Here is a 19,543-nt window from a genome sequence, read left to right as displayed (position 1 = left end):
GAGCGACACGTGTGCTAGTCTTTCTCTTGTTGCAGTTGTGGTACCCATGAACTTTATGTGCGCCTGACGGGAAATGTTTTCTCTTTGGGCGCATTTTGTTTTCCGGCATCTTCCGGATGGGGCCTCTGCCATCAGAAGGAGAAAGTCATGGCACAGGGAACCGTCAAGTGGTTCAACTCTGAAAAGGGTTTCGGCTTCATCGAGCAGGACGGTGGCGGTCCGGACGTCTTCGCCCACTACTCGAACATCGCCACCCAGGGCTTCCGTGAGCTCCAGGAGGGCCAGCGGGTCAGCTTCGACGTCACGCAGGGCCAGAAGGGCCCGCAGGCCGAGAACATCGTTCCCGCCTAATTGCGGGACGCGTATTCCGCTCACCGGGGTCCGCACCGTCATGGTGCGGACCCCGGTTTGTGCTGTGTTGAGGAAGGCAGTAACCGCATGACCCGCAGGTATCAGAAGCCGAACCGCGGCTCGTCGCCGTCCAGGCCCTCGTCTGCTCCCCAGGCTCCCCAGGAATTCCGCCTGCCGGAGAGCACGACGCCCGCACTGCCCGCCGTCGCCGAGTTCGCCGACCTCGACATGCCCGCGGCACTGCTGAAGACGCTCACCGCGCAAGGGGTGACCACCCCCTTCCCCATCCAGGCCGCCACGCTGCCCAACTCGCTGGCAGGCCGGGACCTCCTGGGCCGCGGCCGCACCGGCTCCGGCAAGACCCTCGCCTTCGGCCTCGCCCTCCTCGCCCGTACGGCCGGACAGCGCGCCGAGCCCAAGGCCCCCCTCTCACTGATCCTGGTGCCCACCCGCGAGCTGGCCCAGCAGGTGACCGACGCGCTGACCCCCTACGCGACGGCGGTCAACCTCCGGATGGCCACCGTGGTCGGCGGTCTGTCGATCACCAAGCAGGCCGCCACGCTCCGGCGCGGCGTCGAGGTGCTGGTGGCGAGCCCCGGCCGCCTGAACGACCTGGTGGAGCGCGGCGACTGCGTGCTGCACGACGTCCGCATCACGGTGCTGGACGAGGCCGACCAGATGACGGACATGGGCTTCCTGCCGCAGATCACCCGGCTGATCCAGCAGGTGCGCCCCGACGGCCAGCGGATGCTGTTCTCGGCCACCCTGGACCGGAACATCGACAAGCTGGTGCAGCGGTTCCTCACCGACCCCGTGGTGCACTCGGTGGACCCGTCCGCCGGTGCCGTCACCACGATGGAGCACCACCTGCTCCACCTCCAGGACGAGACCGACAAGAAGGCCGTCACCACCCGCATCGCGGCCCGTGACGGCCGGGTCATCCTGTTCCTGGACACCAAGCGCTCCGCCGACCGGCTCGCCAAGCGGCTGCTGTCGGTCGGCGTCCGCGCCGCCGCGCTGCACGGCGGCCGCTCCCAGCCGCAGCGCAACCGCGCCCTGGAGCAGTTCAAGACCGGCGAGATCACCGCGCTGGTGGCGACGAACGTCGCGGCGCGCGGTATACACATCGACGACCTCGACCTCGTCGTGAACGTCGACCCGCCGACCGACCACAAGGACTACCTCCACCGCGGCGGCCGCACCGCCCGCGCGGGTGGGTCCGGCAGCGTGGTCACGCTGGTGCTGCCCGAGCAGAAGCGGGAGGTCAACCAGCTCATGTCGGCCGCAGGCATCCGCCCGAAGACCGCCCGCGTCACCTCCAGCGCCCCGGAGCTGGTCACCATCACCGGCGCCCGTGAGCCCTCCGGCGTGGCCGTGGTCATCGCGGCCCCGGAGCCCACGCCCCCGAAGGCGCGTCCGGCCCGCAGGTCCGGTGCCGGTGCCGAGGGCGCCGGCCGTCCCAGCCGCCGACGCCGTCCGGTCGGCGCCGGCGAGGGCACGGGCGGTCAGGGCCGCAAGCCCGAGGGCCGCTCCAAGCCGGGCGCGGCGAGCGCCGGTGCGTCCGGTGGCCGCCGTACGAGCGCCGAGGGCGCCAAGGGCGGGGGCGCCTCCGGGCGCCGTACCGCCGGTGGCGGGGCTCCCGGCAAGGCGGCCGCGCGCGGTACCGCCCGCAGGGCGCCGGGTGACCGCGCGGCGGGCACCGGCGGCGCCGACCGCCGTGGTGGACGCCGCCCGGCCGCCGGCTGAACACAGCGAGACAGAACACCCCCCGACCGGGCCGGTCGGGGGGTGTTTCGCGTACCGGGCTCACCTCCGCCGGGGCAGGCGGACCACCTGGACGAAGAAGTCGTCGATCTGGCGGACGGCGGCGATGAACTGGTCGAGGTCGACCGGCTTGGTGACATACGCGTTGGCGTGCAGCTTGTAGCTGCGGAGGATGTCCTCCTCGGCCGCCGAGGTGGTGAGGACGACCACCGGGATGTCCACGAGGTCCTGGTCGGACTTGATGCGCTCCAGGACCTGGCGCCCGTCGTACTTGGGCAGGTTCAGGTCGAGCAGGATCAGGTCGGGCCGGGGCGCGCCGGTGTGGCTGCCGCGCCGGTAGAGGAAGTCGAGCGCCTCCTCGCCGTCCCGGACCACGTGCAGCGTGTTGCCGATCTTGTTGTCCTCGAACGCTTCCCGGGTCATCAGCTCGTCACCGGGGTCGTCCTCCACCAGGAGGACGTCGATCGGGGTGGCGTCGGGAGTCGTCATGTGAGGGCCTTCTCCTCCGAGTTGATGCCAGGTTCGACGGGGGTGGCCGCCACGGGCAGGGTGAAGCGGAAACGAGTGCCGTCGGTGTGCTCGGTGTCCAGCCAGATCCGGCCGCCGTGATGTTCCACGATCTTCTTGCAGAGTGCCAGACCGATGCCGGTGCCACCGTAGGCGTCCCGGCTGTGCAGTCGCTGGAAGATGACGAAGACCTTGTCGGCGAACTCGCCGGGGATGCCGATACCGTTGTCCGTGACGCTGAGCTGGACGCTGCCGGGTTCGTCCGGGTCGGGCTCGCAGGTGACGGTGACGTGCGGGGCGCGGTCGGGGTGGCGGAACTTCAGGGCGTTGCCGATCAGGTTCTGCCAGAGCATGGTGAACAGGGTCGGGTCGCCCACCACCTCGGGCATCTCCCGCGGCCGCTCGACACGGGCGCCGGACTCCTCCACGGCGGCGGCGAGGTTCATCATCGCCTTCTCCAGCGACTTGTCCAGGCCGACGGGCACGCGGTCGTCGGTGAGGCGGCCGACGCGGGAGAAGGTGAGCAGGTCGTTGATGAGCACCTGCATGCGCTTGGCGCCGTCCACCGCGAAGTCGATGTACTGCCGGCCGCGGTCGTCCAGCTTGTCGTAGTACCGCTTCTCCAGGAGCTGGCAGAAGGAGGCGACCTTGCGCAGCGGTTCCTGGAGGTCGTGCGAGGCGACGTAGGCGAACTGCTCCAGTTCCACGTTGGAGCGGCGCAGCTCGACCGCCTGGGCGTCCAGGTCGGCGGCCTGGGTGGTGAGGATGCGCTGCTGGGTGTGGGAGGCGTCCAGCTCGGCCACGATCCGCTTGCGCATGCCCTCCACGTCGACGGCTACGGCGGTCAGGTCGGCCGGCCCGGCGCCGGTGATGACGTGGCCGAAGTCGCCGCCCGCGACCCGGCGGGAGGCTGTCCGCAGCCGCTCCAGGGGCCGGGTGACGAGCAGCCGTACGAAGACGGCGAGGACCAGGCCGGTCAGCAGGAACGCGGCGACCATGGCGACGAGCACCGAGTTGCGCAGGGTGCGCTCGTGGTCGATGTGGGCGCGGCCGTCTGTGACCACCTGAGCCAGGCGGGCGTTCTGGTCGGCCCAGCTCGTCCGGAGCTTGTCGAATTCCGCCTTGCCGCGTTCCACCTTGCGCCGGTCGACGGTCTTGGGGGCGCCGGGGGTGACGGAGCCGACGAGCGGCTCGGCGTAGGTGAGGCGCCACTCGGCCGCCTGGCGCTCGACGGTGTCCAGGTCGGCGCGCAGCTCGGGGCGGTCACCGACCAGGCGGCGCAGCCGGTCGGCGGACTGCGCCTCGTTCGTCTTGCCCTCGGTGTACGGCGTGAGGAAGCGCTTGTCGGCGCTGATGGCGTAGCCCCTGACGCCGGTCTCCTGGTTGACCAGGGCGGCCTGGAGCCGGTACGCCTCCGTCTGCGCGGGCTGGACGCGCAGCAGCAGCTCGTCGGTCGCGTCGGCCGTGCGGTTGAGCAGGTTGGCGCCGACCACGGTGCCGAGCAGCACCAGGAGGGCCATGAGCGACAGCACGAGGTAGAACCAGCCCTGCACGGTCAGGCGGCGCCCGGTCCACGGCTTGCGCGCGAGGTTCTTCACCGTGTGCTCCGTACCGACTCGTCACTCACGCGTCCCACTCGTTTCTCTCGTCTCACGTTTCTCAGTTCCAGCTCACATGGACGACGGCGACGTCGTCCGCGAGCCCGCCCTGTTCCTCGGCCAGTCCCTCGGCCTCGCCGATGAGCCGGTCCACGAACTCGTCGGGCGCGAGTCCGGCCGCCTCGCGGGCGAGTTCGAGCAGCCCCTCCTCGCCGAGGCGCTGCGGTCCCCGGCTGACGTGCCCCTCGAAGAGCCCGTCGGTGAACAGGACGACGGAGGCTCCCGGCGGCACCGGCAGTTCCGCGGTGGGCCAGCGGGCGCCGCCGGGGACGAGGCCCAGCGCGGGCCCGCCCGGCACCTCGACCCAGTCCACGTCGTGGGCACCGCGCCGGAGAAGGCCGTGATGACCGGCCCGCACCATGGTGGCCCGCTGCTCGCCGGGTACGGCGGAGAGGCTGACCAGGGTGGCGAAGACCTCGTCCCGGGCGCGCTCGGCGACCAGGATCTCCTCCAGGCGGGCCACCTGCTCGACGCCGGTGATGCCGCTGAGGACCAGTGTGCGCCAGGCTATCCGCAGGGCGACACCGAGGGCGGCCTCGTCCGGGCCGTGCCCGGAGACGTCCCCGACCACGGCGTGCACGGTGCCGTCGGCGCTCTGCACGATGTCGTAGAAGTCGCCGCCCAGCAGGGCCTGGGCGCGGCCGGGGCGGTAGCGGGCGACGACCTGGACGCCCTCGGCGCGCAGCAGCGGCCGGGGCAGCAGGCCGCGTTCCAGGCGGGCGTTCTCCTGGGCCTGCATCAGGCTGGCCTGGAGCGCCACCGCGGACTGCTCGGCCTGCTTGCGCTGGATCGCGTAGCGGATCGCGCGGCCGAAGAGCTCGGGCTCGACGCGGCCCTTGACCAGGTAGTCCTGGGCGCCGGCGGTGACCGCGGCGAGTCCGGTCTGCTCCTCGGCGAGGCCGGTGAGGACGACGATGGCCACCCGGTCGGCGTGCGCCTTGATCAGGGAGACCGCTTCGAGGCCGCTCGCGTCCGGCAGGTGCAGGTCGAGCAGGACGCAGTCCGGACGTTCGGTGGCGAGCACCCCGGCGGCCTCGGACATCGAACGCACCCAGCGCAGCCGCATCTTCAGGGCGCTGTCGGCGACCAGTTCCTCGACCAGCAGCGCGTCACCGGCATCGTCCTCGACCAGGAGGACCGACGGCTGTCGCTCGTCCCACTCCGTGTCGATCCCGTCCACGGTCACCGGCATCAGCTCATCGGCATCAGCCCGCGACGTCACCATGGTCACGCCCTTTCCGCTCCGCTCGTGCCGCCCGCCACCAAAAGTTGTCGACCGACAACATTGGATGAGCATACTCAGTGCGAAGATCCGGGCGTGACCAGTCCGGGTGACATCATTCACCCATCCGGGCCCGAACGCGAAGACCCGGTGCCGGCCGGTGAGGGTTCATCCCTCGAAGCGGTAGCCCATGCCCGGCTCGGTGATGAGGTGGCGCGGGTGCGAGGGGTCCGCCTCCAGCTTGCGGCGGAGCTGGGCCATGTAGACGCGCAGATAGTTCGTCCGGTCGCTCAGAGAGACTCCCCAGACCTCGTGCAGCAGGTGTTTCCGGCTCACCAGGCGGCCGGGGCTGGTGACAAGAATCTCCAGCAGATGCCACTCGGTCGGGGTGAGGCGGACGTCACGCCCGTTGCGCACCGCCTTCTTGGCGGCGAGATCGAGGGTGAATTCCGCCGTCCGCACCACAGTGGTCTCCGGGGCCGCCCGGTCGGCCTCGGTGCGGCGGACGGCGGCGCGGAGGCGGGCCAGCAGCTCGTCCATGCTGAACGGCTTGGTGACATAGTCGTCGGCCCCGGCGTCCAGCGCGGCGACCTTCTCCTCGGACGCCTGGCGGGCGGAGAGGACGAGGATCGGCACCCGGCTGCGGCGACCGCGCAGGGACCGGATGACGTCGGCGCCGTCCATGTCGGGCAGTCCGAGGTCGAGCACGACCACGTCCGGCCCGCGGTCGGCCGTGAGCCGGAGCGCGGTGGCGCCGTCCGGGGCCGCGTCGACGGCGTACCGGCGGGCCTGGAGGTTGATCACGAGGGCCCGTACGAGCTGCGGGTCGTCCTCCACCACGAGCACCCGTGTCATGGACTCGCGCCCTCCTGTCGTACGCCTCGGGGGACCGACGCCAGCAACTTACGGCATCGGGGCGGGAGTCGGCGGTCCGGGTGCGGCTTCCGGACACCGCTCAGTGCCGGGCGGCCAGCTCCTTGAGGGCGATGTTCAGCTCCAGCACGTTGACGCGGGGCTCGCCCAGGAAACTCAGGGTGCGGTGCTCGGTGTGGTCGCGGACGAGCCGGGCGACCTCGGGCACGGGCAGGTGGTTCCGGGCGGCGACGCGGTTCGTCTGGAGCCGGGCGTACTCCGGGGAGATGTCCGGGTCGAGGCCGGAGCCGGAGGAGGTGACCGCGTCGGCGGGCACGTCGGCCGGGCTCACCGGACGGCCGGGTACGGAGTTGTCCCGGACGACGGCGGCCTTGGCATCGTCCACCCGCTGGACCAGGACCTTGTTGTCGGCGGCGAGGTTGGTGGCGCCGGAGAGCAGCAGTGAGTAGCGGGTGTTCTCGGTGTTGGTGCCGAGCCCGGCCGCCGGGCGCCCCTGGAACCACCTGAGGTCCGGCGCCGGCGTCTCCTGTCCCTTCTTCAGGGGCAGGGTGTACGACTGCCCGATGAGGGAGGAGCCGACGACCCGTCCGTCCGCCCGGACCTCGGAGCCGTTCGCGCGGCCGGGCATGAGGAGCTGGGACACGCCGGTCACGGCGAGGGGATAGAGGACGCCGGTGACGAGGGTGAGCACGAGCAGGGCGCGCAGGCCGGCGCCGAGGGACCGGATCTTGCCGGTGAGGGAGGTGTTCATGGTCAGCCGATCCCGGGGATCAAGGAGATGAGCAGGTCGATGAGTTTGATGCCGACGAAGGGCGCGACGAGTCCGCCGAGGCCGTAGACGGCGAGGTTGCGCCGCAGCAGGCGGTCGGCGCTGACCGGCCGGTACCGCACCCCGCGCAGGGAGAGCGGGACCAGCGCGATGATGATCAGCGCGTTGAAGACGACCGCCGAGAGGATCGCGGAGTCGGGCGAGGCCAGCCGCATGATGTTCAGCCGGTCGAGCCCCGGATAGACGGCGGCGAACAGCGCCGGGATGATCGCGAAGTACTTGGCGACGTCGTTGGCGATGGAGAACGTGGTCAGCGCGCCCCGGGTGATGAGGAGCTGCTTGCCGATCCCGACGATCTCGATGAGCTTGGTCGGGTCGGAGTCCAGGTCGACCATGTTTCCGGCCTCCTTGGCGGCCGACGTGCCGGTGTTCATGGCCACGCCGACGTCCGCCTGGGCCAGCGCGGGGGCGTCGTTGGTGCCGTCCCCGGTCATGGCGACGAGCTTGCCGCCCGCCTGCTCCCGCTTGATGAGGGCCATCTTGTCCTCGGGGGTGGCCTCCGCGAGGAAGTCGTCGACGCCGGCCTCCTCCGCGATGGCCTTGGCGGTCAGCGGGTTGTCCCCGGTGATCATGACGGTGCGGATACCCATCCGGCGCAGCTCGGAGAACCGTTCCCGCATGCCGTCCTTGACGACGTCCTTGAGGTGGACGACGCCCAGCACGCGGGCGCCCCGGCCGTCCCGCACGGCGACCAGCAGCGGGGTGCCGCCCGCGCGGGAGATCCGGTCGGCGGCTCCTTCCGTGTCCTCGGGGACCGTGCCGCCCTGCTCGCGCACCCAGCGCAGCACCGAGGCGGCCGCGCCCTTGCGGACGCTGCGCCCGTCCACGTCGACGCCGGACATCCGGGTCTGCGCGGTGAACGCGACCCATTCGGCGCCGGCCAGCTCGCCCTGGTGGCGCTCGCGCAGGCCGTACGCCTCCTTGGCGAGGACGACGACGGAACGACCCTCGGGGGTCTCGTCGGCCAGCGAGGAGAGCTGGGCCGCGTCCGCGAGTTCGGCCTCGCCCGCCCCGCCCACCGGCACGAACTCGGCGGCCCGGCGGTTGCCGAGCGTGATGGTGCCGGTCTTGTCGAGCAGCAGGGTCGACACGTCACCGGCCGCTTCCACGGCCCGGCCCGACATGGCCAGCACATTGCGCTGGACCAGGCGGTCCATGCCGGCGATGCCGATGGCGGAGAGCAGGGCGCCGATGGTGGTGGGGATCAGACACACCAGCAGGGCGACCAGCACGACCATCGTCAGGTGGGTGCCCGCGTGCGCGGCGAACGGCGGCAGCGTGGCGCAGGCCAGCAGGAAGACGATGGTGAGCGAGGCCAGCAGGATGTTCAGCGCGATCTCGTTGGGCGTGCGCTGCCGGGCCGCGCCCTCCACCAGTCCGATCATCCGGTCGATGAAGGTCTCCCCCGGCCTCGTCGTGATCCGGACGACGATCCGGTCGGAGAGCACCTTGGTGCCACCCGTGACGGCACTGCGGTCGCCCCCGGACTCCCGGATGACCGGCGCCGACTCGCCGGTGATCGCGGACTCGTCCACCGACGCGACGCCCTCCACGACATCGCCGTCACCGGGGATCACGTCGCCCGACTCGCAGACGACCAGGTCACCGACGCGCAGCTCGGTGCCGGAGACGTGCTCCTCGGCGGTCCCGGTCAGCCGGCGGGCCACGGTGTCCGCCCGGGCCTTGCGGAGAGTGTCGGCCTGCGCCTTGCCCCGGCCCTCGGCGACCGCCTCCGCGAGGTTGGCGAAGAGCACGGTCAGCCACAGCCAGACGCTGATCGTCCAGCCGAACCAGTCGGTGGGATCGGTGAAGGAGAACGCCGTGGTCAGCACCGAGCCGATCCACACCACGAACATCACGGGCGACTTGACCATGACCCGCGGATCGAGCTTGCGGAAGGCGTCGGGCAGCGATCTCAGCAACTGCCGGGGATCGAACAGTCCCGCGCCGACCCGGCCCCCGCCGGACGGGCCCCCGGCCGCCGCCTCGTCGTGCGGCACGCGGGTGGGAGTGACTGTGGACATGGCGCCCTCTGGGTCGTGGGTACGGGTGGTCGGCGTGTCGGTACGGGAAGGTGTCATGCCAGCCCCTCCGCGAGCGGTCCCAGCGCCAGCGCCGGGAAGTAGGTCAGGCCGGTGATGATGAGGATCGCCCCGACCAGCAGGCCCGCGAACAGCGGTTTCTCGGTGCGCAGGGTGCCCGCGCTCTCCGGGACCGGCCGCTGCGCGGCGAGCGAGCCGGCCAGCGCCAGGACGAACACCATGGGCAGGAAGCGGCCGAGCAGCATGGCGAGCCCGGTCGTGGTGTTGAACCAGTCGGTGTTGGCGTTCAGCCCGGCGAAGGCCGAGCCGTTGTTGTTGGCGGCCGAGGTGAAGGCGTACAGCACCTCGGAGAACCCGTGCGCACCCGGATTGAGCACCGAGTGCGGCGGGGTCGGCAGGGCCAGCGAGGCCGCGGTGAACACGAGGACCAGCGCGGGGGTGACGAGGATGTAGCAGGCGGCGAGCTTCATCTCGCGCGCGCCGATCTTCTTGCCCAGGTACTCGGGGGTGCGGCCGACCATCAGACCGGCGAGGAACACCGCGATCACGGCCATGATCAGCATGCCGTACAGCCCGGAGCCGGTGCCGCCGGGCGCGATCTCGCCCAGCATCATGCCGAGCATGGCGACGCCGCCGCCGAGCCCGGTGAAGGAGGAGTGGAAGGAGTCCACGGCGCCGGTCGAGGTGAGCGTGGTGGACACCGCGAAGAGCGCGGAGCCGCCGACGCCGAAGCGGACCTCCTTGCCCTCCATGGCACCGCCAGCGGCCTGGAGCGCCGGGCCGTGGTGGCTGAACTCGGCTGCCATCATCAGGGCGGTGAAGCCCAGCCAGATGGTGGCCATGGTGGCGAGGATCGCGTAGCCCTGCCGGACGCTGCCGACCATCAGGCCGAAGGTGCGGGTCAGCGAGAACGGGATGACCAGGATCAGGAAGATCTCGAACAGGTTGGTGAAGGGGGTCGGGTTCTCGAAGGGGTGGGCGCTGTTGGCGTTGAAGTAGCCCCCGCCATTGGTGCCCAGCTCCTTGATGGCCTCCTGGGAGGCGACCGCGCCGCCGTTCCACTGCTGGGTGCCGCCCATGAACTGGCCGACCTCATGGATGCCGGAGAAGTTCTGGACGGCGCCGCACGCGACGAGGACCAGCGCGCCGAGCACGGCCGCCGGGACCAGGACGCGCAGCGTGCCGCGCACCAGGTCGGCCCAGAAGTTGCCCAGTTCGCCGGAGCGGGACCGGGCGAAGCCGCGCACCAGGGCGACCGCGACGGCCATGCCCACGGCGGCGGACACGAAGTTCTGCACCGCGAGCCCCGCCGTCTGCACGACATGGCCCATGGTCTGTTCGCCGTAGTACGACTGCCAGTTGGTGTTGGTGACGAAGGAGACGGCGGTGTTGAAGGACTGCGCCGGGTTCACCGAGGAGAATCCGAGCGAGCCGGGCAGCACCCCCTGGAGCCGCTGGAGCAGGTAGAGGAAGAGGACGCCGGCGAGGGAGAAGGCGAGCACCCCGCGCAGATACGCCGGCCAGCGCATCTCGGTGTCGGGGTCGGCGCCGATGGCCCGGTAGATCCACCGCTCGACGCGCAGATGGCGGCGCGAGGAGTACACCTTGGCCATGTAGGCGCCGGCGGGCGCGTGGACGAGGGCCAGCGCGCCTATGAGGGCGAGGAGCTGGAGCACGGCCGCGAGTACGGAACCCATGTCTGTTCTCAGAACCTCTCCGGGAAGATCAGGGCGAGGACGAGATAGCCCAGCAGGGCGACGGCCACGATCAGGCCGACGGTGTTCTCGGCGGTCACAGCTTGGTCACCCCCTTGGCGACGAGTGCCACCAGCGCGAAGGCCGCGAGCACGGTGACGACGAAGGCCAGGTCGGCCATCTTGGGACTCCTGAACGGACTCGGGGTCGATAAGGGGAACGCTTCGAGGAAACCCCTGCTCCACGGGGTCGGAGCCCCGCGTTGACGCCTCTCATACGGGCAGGGGCGCCGCTTTGACGGGTCTCTGACGGGGGGGCGCACGGCGGAGCGCGGAGATGTGACGTGCGTTTCCCTCGATCGAACGAGTTTGGGAACGGCGACCCTTGGCGCGCCGGGCCGAGCGGGGGATGGGAACACGCGTTCCGGAAATTGCCTCGCCGGAGCCGTAACAAGGCCGGTCTCCGGGGCGTTTTTAGAGCACCAGTTCACTTCCCACTCGGATGGAGGAGGTCGACGACATGAGTACGTTCGCCCCCGGTTCAGCCCACCTCACCTGCCGCGCGCTCGTCGTCGACCGCGAGCGGCGGGTCCTGCGGGTACGGGACCCGGCCGGGCTGCCCGGCGCGCGGGCCGAGGCGGGCGACCGCACCTTGCTGGAGGCCGCGCTGCGGGCGGTGACCGAGCGGACCGGGCTCGCACGGGGTGACCTGTGCCTGACCCCGGAGCTGCTGACCAGCCCGGTCCATGTCGAGGCGGTCGGAGCGGGCCACTACGCGTTCACCTTCGCCCTCTACTTGGCCCGCGCCCTGCCCGAACCGCTGCCGGGCGCGGACTGGTTACCGGTCGAGCGACTCGAACCGGGATCGTTGAAAGACAGGTTGAGCGCGCTGGAGCTGGACGGGCGACCGGAGCCGGTGAACGCCTCGGCGCTGATCCACGACGGCGACGGCCGCTACCTCCTCCACCTGCGCGACAACATCCCCGGCATCTGTGAGCCGGGAGCCTTCGCCCTGCTCGGCGGCGGCCGGGAGCCCCAGGACCGCACGCTGGAGGACACCCTCCGGCGCGAGCTGGCCGAGGAGGTACCGGGACTCGACCCGGCCGGACTGGAGCCGTACGCCGTGGAGGAGGCCACGGGTGCCGACGGGCTGTGCGTGCCGGTGCAGGTCTTCTCCGGCCGCTGGAGCGGCGATGCGGAGGGGCTGGAACTGACGGAGGGGGTGCTGCTGCGCTGGTTCCGCCCGGACATGCTGCACCGGCTGCGGCTGAGCGCCGGGACGCGTGAGCTGATCCTGCGCCATGCGGCGGGCCCGGCCGCGCGGGCCCCGGTGGTGCCCCGCCCGGCGAAGGCACCGGACGCGAGCGGTACGGAGCTGAACATCGTCGGCGTCCATCTGTACGCCGAGGACGACGACGGCCGCGTACTGCTCGGCCTGCGCCACCCCGGCGCGGCCTTCGCGGGCTCCACCTGGCACTTCCTGGCCGGACACTGCGAGCGGGAGTCGGCTGTCGCGTGCCTGGTGCGGGAGGCGTACGAGGAGGCGGGACTGGTCGTCGACCCCGACGGGCTGGAGCTGGCGCATGTGGTGCACGTGCTGCACAGGCCGAGCGCGCGGCCGCGCATGCAACTGGTGTTCCGTGCCCACCGCTTGCACGGGACACCGTCGCTGAGGGAGCCGGACAAGTGCCTCGCCTGGCGCTGGTGGGACCCGGACGCGCTGCCGGAGCCGCTCGTCCCCTACGCCCGCACCGCCATCGACGGCATCCGCGCCGGCCGGACCTACTCGGAGCTGGGCTGGTGCCCGGCATGAGCGGGCACCGGCGGCACACCGTGCCGGTGGACGTCCATCTGATCCTTCGCCGCGGGAGCGAGGTGCTGGTGTCGCGCCGGGCCGGGCCGGTGTACGCGGCCGGGCTGTGGCATCTGCCCTCGGGGCACCTGGACGGCCCGCACGAGGACGTGGTCGACGCGGTGGTCCGGGAGGCACGGGAGGAGACCGGTGTCGTCATCGACCGGGCCGATGTGCGCGCCGCCGTCACCGTCCACCACCGCGCCCCCGGCGGTTCGGCCCGCGTCGGCTTCTTCTTCGAGGTACGGCGGTGGGCGGGCGAGCCCCGCGTCATGGAACCGGACGTCTGTGACGCCATGACCTGGGTCCCCCTGGACTCGCTGCCCGCCGCGACGGTGGCGTACTGCCGGGCCGGTCTGGACGCCTACCGGGCCGGGGAGCACCTGGCCGTGCACTTCCAGCGGCCGGGCGATCCGGTCGCCCACGACCCGGCCACCGACCGGCTCCTGGTCGTCCCCGGCGTCAATCCCCTGCCGGCCCAGCGGAGTTCGGCCCCGCCCCGCCCCTTGGAGACGCATCGTGAGCAGTGAGGCCCTGCACACCCGCCCCCAGCACCCCGGCACCGCGCACACCGCACGGCTCGCCACGCCCGCCGACGCGGAGGGCGTCGTCCGGCTCCGGTCCGCCTTCGTCCTGGCCGAGCCGCTCCCGGAGGAGTGGATCGTCCGCTCCGGCGCCGAACTGGCCGCCCGGCTGGCCCCCGGTGGCGACGCGCGCGCCTGTGTCGTCGACGCCCCGGACGGCACCCTCGCCTCCTGCGCCCTCGCGCTGCTCCACCCCGTACTGCCTGAACCGGCGTCCCCCACCGGGCGGGCGGCGCGGGTGCACGCGGTCGCCACGCATCCCTCGTGGCGCCGCCGGGGATACGCCGGAGCGGCTCTGACCGCGCTGCTCCACCGGCTCCGGGCGGAGGGCGTGAAGCCCGTCGAGGCCGACACGCCCGGCACCGCGGGGGCGCTCTTCCGTGCCTCGGGATTCTGCGGCAGCCTGGCGGCCATGCGGATGACTTGGCCGGAGCCCTCGGTCCGGGGGCGGGTGGACGAGAAGACCGGCCATGTCTGGCTGCCGCCGGAGCAGTACGCGGAGACGGTGATGAAGGCCACCGGCTTCGCCTGCGTGCTCTTCACCGACGCCCACGACCGGCCCGTGCAGCTCCACGGGGTGTACAGCGCGACCCACCCCTGGCAGTTGGTCGGCGGCACGATGGACCCCGGTGAGCGGCCGTGGGAGACGGCCGTGCGGGAGTGCCGGGAGGAGACCGGCATCGAACTCACCGGCCCGCCCCGGCTGCTGGCCACGGTGTACGGGCTGCCCGGTGCCGAGTGGCCGTACAGCACGATGGGGCTCGTCTTCGACGGCGGGCGGCTGGACGAGGCGCGGCTCCGGGACATCGTGCTGGACCCGCGCGAGCACGACGAGGTGCGGGTGCTGCCGCTGGCCGAGTGGCGGCCGCTGATGCCGGCGCGGGACTTCGCGCGGCTCAGTGCGGTGATGGAGGCCCGCCGCACCGGTGTGGCCGCCTACTTCGACACCTGGGACTGGGGGACGGAATGAGCGTCGTGCTGATGTCGGACCGGCGGGTGGCGGCGGTCCCGGTGCGGGAGTGCGGCGAGCCTCTGGTCGACGTCCGGGCGCACGGCGCGCTCCGGGTCGACCCGCGCAAGGAGGACGCCTCGGGCGCCTTCGCGTACCTGCGCCAGGGGGTCCTGCACCGGCTGCTGCACGCCCAGTCGCTCCTGCCGGACGGCCTGCGGCTGCTGTACGTCGAGGGGTACCGGCCGCCCGCTCTCCAGCGCCGGTACTTCGAGGAGTACGCGGGCGCGCTCGGCCGGGACAACCCCGGCTGGTCCCCGGCCCGCGTCCGGGACGAGGCGAGCCGGTTCGTGTCCCCGCCGGAGATAGCCCCGCACAGCGCGGGCGCGGCCGTGGACCTCACCCTGATGGACGCCGACGGCAGCGAACTGGACCTGGGCACCCGGATGAACGCCGACCCGGTGGAGAGCGAGGGCGCCTGCTACACCTCGGCCACGAACATCGGCGCCGAGGCCACGGCCAACCGGAACACCCTGGCCGCGGTCCTGTCCGAGGCGGGCCTGGTCAACTACGCGACGGAGTGGTGGCACTGGAGCTGGGGCGACCGTTACTGGGCGCTCCAGACGAACAATCCCACCGCGCTCTACGGCCCCACGGAACCGGGAGCCATATAAGCCGCATATCGCCCCATCGCTGGCATAGTGCCGCGCATGACCCTCACGCCCCCTCAGAACGGCTCGCGGCGGGGCGGCGGCCGCCGTCGCACGGTGCTCGCGCTGGCCTGTGTCCTCGGGATCACTGGCGGCGTCGTCCTCGCGCTGGACCTGACCGAGCACGAGCCCCGCTCCCCCGCCGCTCTCCCGGGCCACCCCGCCCCCGGCCCGAAGGACGTCCCCTCCCCCGGCGCCCCCGGCATCGGCGACCCCCTCATGCCGCTGGACGGGAACGGCGGCTACACGGTCCGCCGCTACACGCTGGACTTCGACTGGCAGGCGCCGAGGACGCCGTTCGCCGCCGCCACCACGATCAGCGCGACGGCCACCCAGGCCCTCTCCCGCTTCGACCTCGACTTCGCGGGCAACACCCTGCGCGGCGTCACCGTCGACGGCGCGCCCGCGAAGACCGCGCGCCGGGGCGACGAACTCGTCGTGACCCCGGCGAAACCGCTCGCACGCGGCCGCGCCTTCACCGTGCGCGTCGCCTACACCGCCGACCCCACGCGGCACCGCCACCGCACCGACGCGATCCAGGACTACGGCTGGGTCCCCACGGCCGACGGCACCGTGCTGTCCCCGCAGCCGAACGGCGCACGGATGATCTTCCCGGCGGACGACCACCCGAGCCTGCGCGCGCCGTTCACCTTCCACATCACCACCCCGCCCGGCCTGACGGCGGTGACCAACGGACGGCTCGTCACCCGAGCGCCCCAGCGCGACGGCCGGGTCCGCTGGACGTACGACTCGGAGCATCCGGTCGCCCCGCAGTTGGTCCAGTTGGCCATCGGCAGGTTCGACGTGGTGGACGGCACCGGCCCGCACGGGCTCCCGCTGCGGGACGTGGTGCCGCGGGGGCTGGTGGCAAAGACCAAGGCGTACCGGGCGCTGACGCCGGACCATCTCGCCTGGCTGGAGCAGCGGCTCGGCCCGTACCCCTTCCGGCGCTACGGCGTGCTGGTGGGCGACACCGAGCTGCCGGTGGCGCTGGAGACGCAGTCCCTCTCGGTGGTGCCGAGCACGGACCTGCTGGGGGATCAGGTCGCCGCCGAACGCAATCTCGTGCACGAGCTGACCCACCACTGGACCGGCGACAGCGTGGCGATCCGCCGCTGGTCGGACCTGTGGCTGAGCGAGGGTCACGCCCGGTTCTACGAGCTGCTGTACGCCGACACGCGGGGCGGTCCGGGCCTGGAGGACATGATGCGTTCGGCCTACGAGCGGCACGACCAGTGGCGGCACGACGACGGCGCCCCCGCCGAGCCGCACGAGGAGGGCCTGTTCCGGCAGATGCGCTACGACGGCTCGGCGCTGGTGCTGTACGCGCTGCGGGAGAAGGTCGGCACGGACACCTTCGAGCGCATCGAGAAAGCCTGGGTGACGACGTATCGGGGACGGGTGGCCGGCACCCGGGACTTCGTCAGGCTGGCCTCCGAGGTGGCCGGCCAGGACCTGACGGGCTTTCTGACCCCGTGGCTGTACGGGTCGCACACCCCGCCCATGCCGAACCGCCCGGACTGGCGGGTGGACCCGGTCGGGGAGGAGTGAGAGGTGCGGGGGTGAAGGGCTGCCCCCACCCGGCGGGGTCCACTGCCGCCGACCGGGTGGCCTGGGCGCGGGGGCTGGTCCACGCCAGTGACGCTCGGCGCGACGCGGCGCGCGAGGCAAGGAAACGTGAGCGGGGTGACATGCGGGGCGCGCCCTCCTTTCGCGCCCTGGCCGCATGTTCCGGCCGCGCCGAACCTCGTTGGAGCCACCCGTATGAGAAAACGCGTCGCCCCCCGCCTGTCCAGTGCCGTGCGCGGGCATCGGCGGATCGTCTGCGTGACCGCCGCGTCGGCGGCGCTTCTGGTGCCCTTGCTGATCGACCGCTCGGACGATTCCGGCGGTCCCACCGACCAACGCCTCCAGGACGACTACACCGCCGCGGCGAAGGAGTTCCACGTCCCCCGCAGCGTCCTGATGGGGGTGTCCTACCTCCAGTCCCGGTGGGACTCCCACCAGGGCGCGCCGAGCGTCATCGGCGGCTACGGGCCGATGCACCTGGTGGACTCGGCCGGGCCGCCGGCCGCCACCCCGCCGCACCATGTGACGCCCCATCCGAAGGTGCGGAAGGCCAGCCCGTCCCCGGCGCAGAAGGCGGCCGAGGAGGTTCAGCGCTCCGCCGACCTGCGCCGGGCGGCCGATCTGGTCGGCCTCCCGGTGGAGCGGCTGCGCACCGACGACGCCGCCAATGTGCGCGGCGGCGCTGCCCTCCTCGCGGCGGCGCAGCAGAAGCTCGGCAAGCCGCTCAGCACCGACCCGGCCGACTGGTGGGACGCGGTGTCGCGCTTCCCGGGCTCCAGTGACGCGGGCTCGGCGGCCGCCTATGCCAACGATGTCTTCGACATCATCCGCAGGGGCGCGAACCGTGTGACGGACGCCGGTCAGCACGTGGTCCTGGCCGCGAGCCCCCAGGTGCGCCCCAAGGCCGGGGCGGCGGGCGCGTCCCGTTCGAAGAACGTGGAGTGCCCGGCGGAGCTGTCGTGCTCCTGGCTGAGCGCGCCGTACGTGCGGATCGACGACGAGGCGTACGGCAACCACGACCTGGCCGACCGGCCCAAGGACCAGAAGATCGAGTACATCGTCATCCATGACACCGAGGCGCCGCTGGCCTCGATGCTGCTGACCGTCCAGGACCCGACGGAGGCGTCCTGGCACTACTCGATCCGCTCCAGCGACGGCAGTGTCACCCAGCACGTCAAGACCAAGGACGCGGCCTGGCACTCGGGCAGCCAGTTCGTGAACGGCCGCTCGATCGGCATCGAGCACGAGGGCTTCCTGCGGCAGCCGGACGCCTGGTACACGGAGCAGATGTACCGTTCCTCCGCCCGGCTGGTGAAGTATCTGACGAAGAAGTACGACATCCCGCTGGACCGTCAGCACATCTTCGGCCACGACAACGTGCCGGCGCCGACGGAGGACACCATCCCGGACATGCACGACGACCCGGGGCCGTTCTGGGACTGGCGGCACTACTTCGATCTGCTGGGCGCCCCGCTGAAGGCGACGGCGGGGCCGGACAGCGACACGGTGATGATCCTTCCGGAGTACGCCAGGCACAAGCCGGTGTTCACCGGCTGCGTGGAGAGCGGCGAGAAGTGCGCGCCGCACGGTTCCAGCGCGGTCCGGCTGCACACCGAGCCGAGCGAGGACTCCGGGCTGATCCAGGACCCGGGCCGCAAGCCGGACGGCGACGACACCACGGTGGACGTCAACGACCTGGGTTCGCGGGTGTCGGCGGGCCAGGTGTTCGCGGTGGCCGGACGGCAGGGCGACTGGACGGCGATCTGGTTCCAGGGTCACAAGGCGTGGTTCAAGAACCCGAAGGACCAGCCGACCGCGGTGGGCGAGCGCGCCCGGACCGTCACGCCGAAGGAAGGGCGCCACGAGATCCCGGTGTTCGGGCGGGCGCTCCCGGAGGAGTCGGCCTACCCGGAGGGGGTGGACGAGCAGCAGGAGGCGCCGCTGCCGTACACGATCGAGGAGGGTCAGCGGTATGTGACCCAGTCCGTCGTGCACGGCACCTACGTCGACCGGTCCTCGTTCGGCGACACCCCGGCGCCGGTGGTGAAGGGGCAGGAGGAGTACTACGAGATCCAGCTCGACCACCGGCTCGCCTATGTGCGGGCGAGCGACGTGGACGTGCAGGAGCCTCCGGCGGCCGCCGGTGCGCCGAAACCGGCCAAGCCGAAGACCAAGAACTGACAACTGCGGCCGGTGCCGGTCCCTCGGGGGCCGGCACCGGCCGCTGAGCCTGATGGACGAGGACCGCACGGCCCCGGTGGCCCCACCACTGGACCGCCTCCGGATCAGCGCCCAGACTGGGGGTGTCGGACGCCCCGCTCTTCCTGGACGGTGACCGTGGAAACGCAAGAGAGTCAGCGCGTCGAGTTCACGACCGAGGCGGCCCGACTGGTGCGGAGGCTGCGCGAGCAGCACGGCCCGCTGATGTTCCACCAGTCCGGCGGCTGCTGCGACGGCAGCGCCCCCATGTGCTACCCCGAGGGCGAGTTCCGCACCGGCGCCTCCGACGTCCTGCTGGCCGAACTGACCCTGGACGGCGTCCCGGAACCCGTGGGCTTCTGGATGTCCAGGTCCCAGTACGACCTGTGGAGCCACACCCGGCTCATCGTGGACGTGGTTCCCGGCCGGGGCGGCGGCTTCTCGCTGGAGGCCCCGGAGGGCGTCCGCTTCCTGATCCGGTCCCGCGTGATCGGCACCTAGCGTCTCCGCGTCACGGCCGCAGCCCGCTCACCAGGTCCGCGGTGGCCGTGAGGCCGTTGCTGATGGTGGGCGCCATGCTGGTGCTGGCCAGGTAGAAGCCGAGCATCATGCAGACCAGGGCGTGCGAGATCTTCAACGCGCCGTTGCGCATGAAGACCACGGCCAGGATCAGGAGCAGCAGCACCACTGAGATGGAAACAGCCATCGGAACCTCCTCCGCCACGCCCGGTGTGCGGCGTT

General features: G+C 71.9%; 18 protein-coding genes. 9 read left to right on the top strand and 9 right to left on the bottom strand.

Going from position 1 to position 19,543, the window contains the following annotated elements; genetic code table 11:
* The first annotated feature begins 147 nt into the window (after positions 1 to 147).
* Both ACZ3HQ_RS27790 and ACZ3HQ_RS27785 read left to right on the top strand, forming a co-directional pair.
* Positions 148 to 351 carry a cold-shock protein gene (locus ACZ3HQ_RS27790; RefSeq protein WP_007502648.1) on the top strand — a complete coding sequence of 68 codons (204 nt, stop codon included), beginning with the start codon at positions 148 to 150 and terminating at the stop codon, positions 349 to 351.
* A gap of 87 nt (positions 352 to 438) precedes the next feature.
* A complete protein-coding gene (locus tag ACZ3HQ_RS27785) occupies positions 439 to 2,097 on the top strand; it encodes a DEAD/DEAH box helicase (RefSeq protein WP_467515025.1) in 1,659 nt (552 codons plus the stop codon).
* Between the two features lie 60 nt (positions 2,098 to 2,157).
* Here the strand turns inward: ACZ3HQ_RS27785 and ACZ3HQ_RS27780 are convergent, their stop codons facing one another.
* The 8 genes from ACZ3HQ_RS27780 to kdpF all read right to left on the bottom strand — a co-directional run bounded on the left by ACZ3HQ_RS27780 (position 2,158) and on the right by kdpF (position 11,041).
* Positions 2,158 to 2,604 (bottom strand): response regulator, encoded by a 447-nt coding sequence (locus tag ACZ3HQ_RS27780; protein ID WP_467515024.1) that lies wholly within the window; start codon positions 2,602 to 2,604, stop codon positions 2,158 to 2,160.
* Positions 2,601 to 4,142, bottom strand: a complete 1,542-nt coding sequence (locus ACZ3HQ_RS27775) for a sensor histidine kinase (protein WP_467515124.1) — start codon at positions 4,140 to 4,142, stop codon at positions 2,601 to 2,603. The genes ACZ3HQ_RS27780 and ACZ3HQ_RS27775 overlap by 4 nt, the downstream gene beginning before the upstream one ends.
* Before the next feature lie 139 nt (positions 4,143 to 4,281).
* Complete coding sequence (locus tag ACZ3HQ_RS27770; RefSeq protein WP_467515122.1) at positions 4,282 to 5,505, bottom strand: PP2C family protein-serine/threonine phosphatase; 1,224 nt, start codon at positions 5,503 to 5,505, stop codon at positions 4,282 to 4,284.
* Positions 5,506 to 5,670: 165 nt separating this feature from the next.
* Complete coding sequence (locus ACZ3HQ_RS27765) at positions 5,671 to 6,357, bottom strand: response regulator (RefSeq protein WP_467515022.1); 687 nt, start codon at positions 6,355 to 6,357, stop codon at positions 5,671 to 5,673.
* A gap of 100 nt (positions 6,358 to 6,457) precedes the next feature.
* On the bottom strand, positions 6,458 to 7,126 hold the full coding sequence (locus ACZ3HQ_RS27760; RefSeq protein WP_467515020.1) for a potassium-transporting ATPase subunit C: 669 nt from the start codon (positions 7,124 to 7,126) through the stop codon (positions 6,458 to 6,460).
* Between the two features lie 2 nt (positions 7,127 to 7,128).
* The gene (gene kdpB / locus ACZ3HQ_RS27755) at positions 7,129 to 9,228 is read right to left on the bottom strand and encodes a potassium-transporting ATPase subunit KdpB (protein ID WP_467515121.1); all 2,100 of its coding nucleotides are present in this window, start codon (positions 9,226 to 9,228) and stop codon (positions 7,129 to 7,131) included.
* Positions 9,229 to 9,281: 53 nt separating this feature from the next.
* Complete coding sequence (gene kdpA, locus ACZ3HQ_RS27750; protein WP_467515018.1) at positions 9,282 to 10,943, bottom strand: potassium-transporting ATPase subunit KdpA; 1,662 nt, start codon at positions 10,941 to 10,943, stop codon at positions 9,282 to 9,284.
* An 8-nt stretch (positions 10,944 to 10,951) separates the two neighbouring features.
* Entirely contained in the window at positions 10,952 to 11,041 is a 90-nt protein-coding gene (kdpF, locus tag ACZ3HQ_RS27745) for a K(+)-transporting ATPase subunit F (protein ID WP_037761677.1), read from the bottom strand.
* Positions 11,042 to 11,459: 418 nt separating this feature from the next.
* Here kdpF and ACZ3HQ_RS27740 point away from each other — a divergent pair, with 418 nt between their 5' ends.
* From ACZ3HQ_RS27740 to ACZ3HQ_RS27710, 7 genes are all read left to right on the top strand, one after another.
* The gene (locus ACZ3HQ_RS27740; RefSeq protein WP_467515017.1) at positions 11,460 to 12,752 is read left to right on the top strand and encodes an NUDIX hydrolase; all 1,293 of its coding nucleotides are present in this window, start codon (positions 11,460 to 11,462) and stop codon (positions 12,750 to 12,752) included.
* Complete coding sequence (locus ACZ3HQ_RS27735) at positions 12,749 to 13,321, top strand: NUDIX hydrolase (RefSeq protein WP_467515016.1); 573 nt, start codon at positions 12,749 to 12,751, stop codon at positions 13,319 to 13,321. The genes ACZ3HQ_RS27740 and ACZ3HQ_RS27735 overlap by 4 nt, the downstream gene beginning before the upstream one ends.
* On the top strand, positions 13,311 to 14,345 hold the full coding sequence (locus ACZ3HQ_RS27730) for a bifunctional GNAT family N-acetyltransferase/NUDIX hydrolase (RefSeq protein WP_467515014.1): 1,035 nt from the start codon (positions 13,311 to 13,313) through the stop codon (positions 14,343 to 14,345). The genes ACZ3HQ_RS27735 and ACZ3HQ_RS27730 overlap by 11 nt, the downstream gene beginning before the upstream one ends.
* Complete coding sequence (locus ACZ3HQ_RS27725) at positions 14,342 to 14,998, top strand: M15 family metallopeptidase (RefSeq protein ID WP_467515012.1); 657 nt, start codon at positions 14,342 to 14,344, stop codon at positions 14,996 to 14,998. The genes ACZ3HQ_RS27730 and ACZ3HQ_RS27725 overlap by 4 nt, the downstream gene beginning before the upstream one ends.
* A gap of 36 nt (positions 14,999 to 15,034) precedes the next feature.
* Entirely contained in the window at positions 15,035 to 16,585 is a 1,551-nt protein-coding gene (locus ACZ3HQ_RS27720; RefSeq protein ID WP_467515011.1) for a M1 family metallopeptidase, read from the top strand.
* 213 nt (positions 16,586 to 16,798) lie between these two features.
* Positions 16,799 to 18,784 (top strand): N-acetylmuramoyl-L-alanine amidase, encoded by a 1,986-nt coding sequence (locus tag ACZ3HQ_RS27715; RefSeq protein WP_467515009.1) that lies wholly within the window; start codon positions 16,799 to 16,801, stop codon positions 18,782 to 18,784.
* A gap of 156 nt (positions 18,785 to 18,940) precedes the next feature.
* A complete protein-coding gene (locus ACZ3HQ_RS27710; protein ID WP_467515008.1) occupies positions 18,941 to 19,303 on the top strand; it encodes a DUF779 domain-containing protein in 363 nt (120 codons plus the stop codon).
* Positions 19,304 to 19,313: 10 nt separating this feature from the next.
* On the opposite strand, the gene ACZ3HQ_RS27705 is transcribed toward ACZ3HQ_RS27710, so the two are convergent.
* On the bottom strand, positions 19,314 to 19,508 hold the full coding sequence (locus ACZ3HQ_RS27705) for a hypothetical protein (protein WP_031181865.1): 195 nt from the start codon (positions 19,506 to 19,508) through the stop codon (positions 19,314 to 19,316).
* Positions 19,509 to 19,543: the final 35 nt, after the last annotated feature.

This window comes from Streptomyces sp. NPDC018263 (genome assembly GCF_055562575.1).
Note: the sequence above shows the minus strand (reverse complement) of the source record. Positions and strands in the feature narration are given on the sequence as shown.